The organism is Shigella sp. FC1567 (assembly GCF_001743015.1).
GTDB classification, from domain to species: Bacteria; Pseudomonadota; Gammaproteobacteria; order Enterobacterales; family Enterobacteriaceae; genus Escherichia; species Escherichia coli.
In genome coordinates, this window is record NZ_MIIV01000137.1 from 1 (window position 1) to 5430 (window position 5430).

The window sequence follows — 5430 nt, forward strand, 5'->3', positions numbered from 1 at the left end:
ACACTGGAGCGTCTTCTGAGCCTGCTGTCGGCCTTTGAGGTCGTGGTATGGATGACGGATGGCTGGCCGCTGTATGAATCACGCCTGAAGGGAAAGCTGCACGTTATCAGCAAGCGTTACACTCAGCGCATTGAGCGACATAATCTGAATCTGAGACAACATCTGGCAAGGCTGGGACGGAAGTCACTGTCGTTCTCAAAATCGGTGGAGCTGCATGACAAGGTCATCGGGCATTATCTGAACATAAAACACTATCAGTAAGTTGGAGTCATTACCGATTCGTGAATAGATACTTGAATAGATTTTATTTTCTATCCATATGAAAAATAATAGTAAATCTATAAATCAGTTGCTATTGATGAATAGATACTAAAAAGCCGGAGCAGTCTCCCACTCCGGCTTCACACGACAATCGCCTTTCAGCGAAACACAATTACTCTTTATCGCCCAGCAGAACGGATTCCAGTGCGATTTTGATCATGTCGTTGAAGGTGGTCTGACGCTCAGCGGCAGTGGTCTGCTCGTGAGTGCGGATGTGGTCAGACACGGTACAGATGGTCAGGGCTTTCGCGCCAAATTCTGCAGCGACGCCGTAGATACCAGCCGCTTCCATTTCCACGCCGAGGATGCCGTATTTTTCCATCACGTCGAACATTTCGCCGTCCGGAGAGTAGAACAGGTCAGCGGAGAACAGGTTACCAACGCGAGCATCAATGCCCAGTGCTTTAGCCGCGTCTACCGCGTTACGCACCATGTCAAAGTCAGCGATAGCGGCAAAGTCATGATCTTTAAAACGGATGCGGTTAACTTTGGAATCGGTGCAGGCACCCATACCGATAACGACGTCGCGCAGTTTTACGTGCGGCAGAACTGCGCCACAGGAACCCACGCGGATAATTTTCTTCACGCCGAAATCGGTGATCAGTTCTTTGGTGTAGATGGAGCAGGACGGGATACCCATACCGTGACCCATTACGGAAATTTTGCGGCCTTTGTAAGTACCGGTGAAGCCCAGCATACCGCGAACGTTGTTCACTTCACGGGCATCTTCAAGGAAAGTTTCAGCAATATACTTCGCACGCAGCGGGTCGCCTGGCATCAAAACTACGTCAGCGAAATCGCCCATTTCTGCATTAATGTGTGGGGTAGCCATTGTTTTATCCTTATCAACATGTTTCACCCTCTCCCTGTGGGAGAGGGCCGGGGTGAGGGCATCAAGCCGCACCCATTATCAGAACATGGCTTTGCCATATTCCATATCAGAAGTACCAAAATATTTTGCCAGAGTCTGGCCGATATCCGCGAAGGTTTCACGGTGACCCAGTGAACCCGGTTTTACTTTCGGGCCGTAAACCAGTACCGGAATGTGTTCACGCGTGTGGTCAGTACCGGTCCAGGTCGGATCACAACCGTGGTCAGCAGTGAGGATCAGGATGTCGTCATCGCGCAGCAAAGACATCAGCTCCGGCAGACGGCGGTCGAACAGCTCCAGACCCGCAGCATAACCGGCGACGTCGCGACGGTGGCCCCAGGAAGAGTCGAAGTCAACGAAGTTGGTGAAGACGATGGTGTTATCACCCGCTTCTTTCATCTCTTTGATGGTGGCGTCAAACAGCGCGTCCAGGCCAGTTGCTTTCACTTTCTTGGTGATACCGCAGTTGGCGTAGATGTCTGCAATTTTACCGACAGAAACCACCTGACCGTGTTTTTCATCAACCAGTTTCTGCAGCACGGTCGGTGCTGGCGGCTCAACAGCCAGGTCGTGACGGTTACCGGTACGCTGGAAGTTACCGGCTTTGTCACCGATAAACGGACGAGCGATAACACGACCGATGTTGTAGCCGCCGTTGGTCAGCTCTTCACGGGCGATTTCGCACAGTTCGTAGAGTTTATCCAGGCCAAAGGTTTCTTCGTGGCAGGCAATCTGGAACACGGAGTCAGCGGAGGTATAGAAAATCGGCTTGCCGGTTTTCATGTGCTCTTCGCCCAGCTGATCCAGAATGACCGTACCGGAAGAGTGGCAGTTACCGAGGTAACCCGGCAGATTAGCGCGTTCGACCAGTTTATCCAGCAGCTCTTGCGGGAAGCTGTTTTCGTGATCGGAGAAGTATCCCCACTCAAACAGAACCGGGACACCGGCGATTTCCCAGTGACCAGACGGGGTATCTTTACCGGATGACATTTCGTGCGCCCATGCGTACGCGCCGATAACTTCAGCGTTGCCGTCCATTCCCGCCGGAATGAAACCGGTAGAACCTTCGTGTGCTTTCGCCAGCCCCAGACGGGTCAGATTTGGCAGATTGAGCGGGCCTTTACGACCGTTATCAGCTTCGCCTTTGGCACAAGCTTCTGCGATATGACCCAGGGTGTCAGCCCCGACGTCACCAAAGCGTTCTGCATCTTCTGTAGCGCCGATGCCGAATGAGTCCAGCACCATAATAAATGCACGTTTCATATGTTCTCCGTACTCAGTGCTTCAAATTTAAATGATCAGATCAGTATACCGTTATTCGCTGATACGGCGATAGACAGTTGGTGTGCTTTCCGGTGCTTTATCGGCAAGTTTAATTGCCGCTTTCACCGCTTTCGCCGCTTCCTGCCAGCTGTTTTCGTCTTTCGCGTGGATAACCGCCAGCGGACGCTGACCGTCTACTTGGTCGCCCAGACGCGCCATATCAGTAAAGCCGACGCTGTAATCGATGGTGTCAGATGCCTGACGACGACCGCCGCCCATTGCAACCACTGCCATCCCCAGCGCGCGGGCATCCATTTCACTGACAAAACCTTCGGTATCAGCATAGACTGCTTTCGTCAGCATCGCTGTCGGCAGATACTTCGCGTAGTTCTCAACGAAGTCGGTCGGGCCTTTTTGTGCCGCTACCATACGACCAAAGACTTCTGCCGCTTTACCGTTGTCCAGCACCGCCTGCAATTTCGCGCGCGCTTCGGCGTCATCTTTCGCCAGTTTGCCGGAGATCAGCATCTCCACGCACAGCGCCATCGTGACATCAAACAGACGCGGGTTACGATATTCACCCGTCAGGAACTGCACCGCTTCACGAACTTCAACCGCGTTACCTGCACTGGAGGCCAGTACCTGATTCATGTCGGTGAGCAGCGCGGTGGTGCGCACGCCAGCGCCGTTAGCCACGCCAACAATCGCTTCGGCAAGGGCTTCAGAGAGTTCGTAGGTCGGCATAAACGCGCCGCTACCCACTTTCACGTCCATCACCAGCGCATCCAGACCTTCCGCCAGTTTCTTCGCCAGGATCGAGGCAGTGATCAGCGGGATGGAGTCCACGGTTGCGGTAATATCACGGGTCGCGTAGAAACGTTTATCCGCCGGAGCCAGTGAGCTGGTCTGACCGATAATCGCCACGCCGACGTCTTTAATAATTTCGCGGAAACGGTTGTCATCCGGGAAAATGTCGAAGCCAGGGATGGATTCCAGTTTGTCGAGCGTACCGCCAGTATGACCGAGGCCGCGACCGGAGATCATCGGAATATAGCCGCCGCAGGCTGCGACCATCGGCCCCAACATCAGCGAAGTGACATCGCCGACGCCGCCGGTGGAATGTTTATCAACAATCGGGCCATTCAGATGCAGGCTTTTCCAGTCGAGAACGGTTCCTGAATCTCGCATCGCCATGGTCAGCGAGACACGCTCAGGCATTGTCATATCGTGGAAGAAAATGGTCATCGCGAGGGCGGCAATCTGCCCTTCGGAGATAGTGTTGTCGCGAATGCCGTTGATAAAGAAACGAATTTCTTCATCGCTCAGCGCATGACCATCACGTTTTTTACGAATAATTTCTTGTGCGAGAAACAAGGTAACCTCCCGAGGAAAAGAGTATGAGGCGGCTTTTGCCGGATGCGTCTACGCCTTATCCGGCCTACGGGTAGATACGTCTCGTAGGCCTGATAAGCGCAGCGCATCAGGCGTAAAGCATCTTGCTTAGTAGCTGCTGGCGCTCTTACCGTCACCGTGGCCCAGCGCTTTCAACAGGCTTGCCAGCAGGCTGGAAGCACCAAAGCGGTAGTGACGCGCATCTGCCCAGTCAGCACCGAACAGTTCATCTGCGATGGCGAGATATTTCTGCGCATCTTCCGCAGTACGCACGCCGCCCGCCGGTTTGAAACCAACGGTTTTTTCTACGCCCATATCACGGATCACTTCCATCATGATGCGCGCGCTTTCCGGCGTCGCGTTCACTGCCACTTTACCGGTAGAGGTTTTGATGAAGTCAGCACCCGCTTTGATGGAGATTTCAGACGCTTTACGGATCAGCGCTTCGTCTTTCAGTTCGCCGGTTTCGATGATCACTTTCAGCAGTACATTCGCTGCCGCGCAAGCCTCTTTACAGGCTTTCACCAGGTCAAAACCAACCTGCTCGTTACCCGCCATCAGCGCGCGGTACGGGAACACAACGTCAACTTCATCAGCACCGTAGGCGATTGCCGCACGGGTTTCTGCCAGCGCGATTTCGATGTCATCGTTACCGTGTGGGAAGTTGGTTACCGTAGCGATTCGGATTTCCGGGGTGCCCTGCTCTTTCAGCGTTTTGCGAGCAATCGGGATAAAGCGAGGATAGATACAGATAGCGGCGGTATTGCCGACCGGAGTTTTGGTCTGATGACACAGAGCAATTACTTTCTCGTCGGTGTCGTCGTCATTCAGGGTGGTCAGGTCCATCAATTTCAGTGCACGCAGGCTGCTTGCTTTCAGATCAGTCATTTCATTCTCCTGGCTTGTCGCCAATAAAATTCACCTTGCGAGTTTGTTAGTATTCTAACATCTACTCCGCAACACACTTCGATATACATCACAATTAAGGTAATCTACTTACAAGTTTGCATCACTGTAATGCGATCTGGTTCAAATAATTCACTTTCAAATGAATGCGTCAGTGGTGGCAAACGCATCAGGATCAAAGTGAACATCACGAAACTTCTTACAATGGCGCATCACCTTCGGCATAAAAGGAAAAGAAGATGCCCACTTCTCATGAAAATGCACTGCAACAACGTTGCCAGCAAATTGTCACCAGCCCAGTGCTTAGCCCGGAGCAGAAGCGCCATTTTCTGGCTCTGGAAGCAGAAAACAATCTGCCTTATCCGCAGCTTCCTGCCGAAGCCCGCCGCGCGCTGGATGAGGGTGTAATCTGCGATATGTTTGAAGGTCATGCGCCGTACAAACCGCGCTATGTCTTACCCGATTACGCCCGTTTTCTGGCGAACGGTTCCGATTCGTTTGGGGGTAACCCACCGTTATATTCGTGCGGTCTTAGTGCGCTGTAATATCCAACGATATAGTCCGTTATGGCGTGAGCTGCCTCGCTGAAGCTTACGTAACCCACCACCGGCATCCATTCGTTCTTCAGACTCCTGAAGAAGCGTTCCATTGGGCTGTTATCCCAGCAGTTTCCGCGC

At 52.8% G+C, this 5430-nt stretch carries 6 protein-coding genes and 1 pseudogene; 2 read left to right on the top strand and 5 right to left on the bottom strand.

Translation table 11 applies throughout. The features are described 5' to 3' along the window. Nucleotides 1-261, top strand: a 261-nt coding sequence (locus BHE85_RS10140) for an IS1 family transposase (protein WP_000317683.1), incomplete at its 5' end; no start/stop codon positions are given. 172 nt (nucleotides 262-433) lie between these two features. Here the strand turns inward: BHE85_RS10140 and deoD are convergent. From deoD to deoC, 4 genes are all read right to left on the bottom strand, one after another. Further along, complete coding sequence (deoD, locus tag BHE85_RS10145; RefSeq protein WP_000224877.1) at nucleotides 434-1153, bottom strand: purine-nucleoside phosphorylase; 720 nt, start codon at nucleotides 1151-1153, stop codon at nucleotides 434-436. A gap of 78 nt (nucleotides 1154-1231) precedes the next feature. Then, nucleotides 1232-2455, bottom strand: coding sequence for a phosphopentomutase (gene deoB, locus BHE85_RS10150; protein ID WP_000816471.1), 1224 nt, complete (start codon nucleotides 2453-2455; stop codon nucleotides 1232-1234). Between the two features lie 51 nt (nucleotides 2456-2506). Next, entirely contained in the window at nucleotides 2507-3829 is a 1323-nt protein-coding gene (gene deoA / locus BHE85_RS10155; protein ID WP_000477803.1) for a thymidine phosphorylase, read from the bottom strand. A gap of 126 nt (nucleotides 3830-3955) precedes the next feature. Then, nucleotides 3956-4735: a deoxyribose-phosphate aldolase gene (deoC, locus tag BHE85_RS10160; RefSeq protein ID WP_001365356.1), complete on the bottom strand. Its 780-nt coding sequence runs from the start codon at nucleotides 4733-4735 to the stop codon at nucleotides 3956-3958. A 257-nt stretch (nucleotides 4736-4992) separates the two neighbouring features. Between deoC and BHE85_RS10165 the strand changes: the two are divergent. Further along, nucleotides 4993-5247 (top strand): annotated as a pseudogene (locus BHE85_RS10165) (glycyl radical enzyme domain-containing protein); the annotation flags it as partial. Here the strand turns inward: BHE85_RS10165 and BHE85_RS10170 are convergent. Beyond that, nucleotides 5217-5430, bottom strand: a 214-nt coding sequence (locus tag BHE85_RS10170) for an integrase core domain-containing protein (protein ID WP_146627976.1), incomplete at its 5' end; no start/stop codon positions are given. The pseudogene BHE85_RS10165 and the gene BHE85_RS10170 overlap by 31 nt on opposite strands.

Bases quoted from the DNA above. Each gene is read 5' to 3' on its own strand.
- deoB (WP_000816471.1), bottom strand. From the start codon at position 2,455: ATGAAACGTGCATTTATTATGGTGCTGGACTCATTCGGCATCGGCGCT.
- deoC (WP_001365356.1), bottom strand. From the start codon at position 4,735: ATGACTGATCTGAAAGCAAGCAGCCTGCGTGCACTGAAATTGATGGAC.
- deoD (WP_000224877.1), bottom strand. From the start codon at position 1,153: ATGGCTACCCCACACATTAATGCAGAAATGGGCGATTTCGCTGACGTA.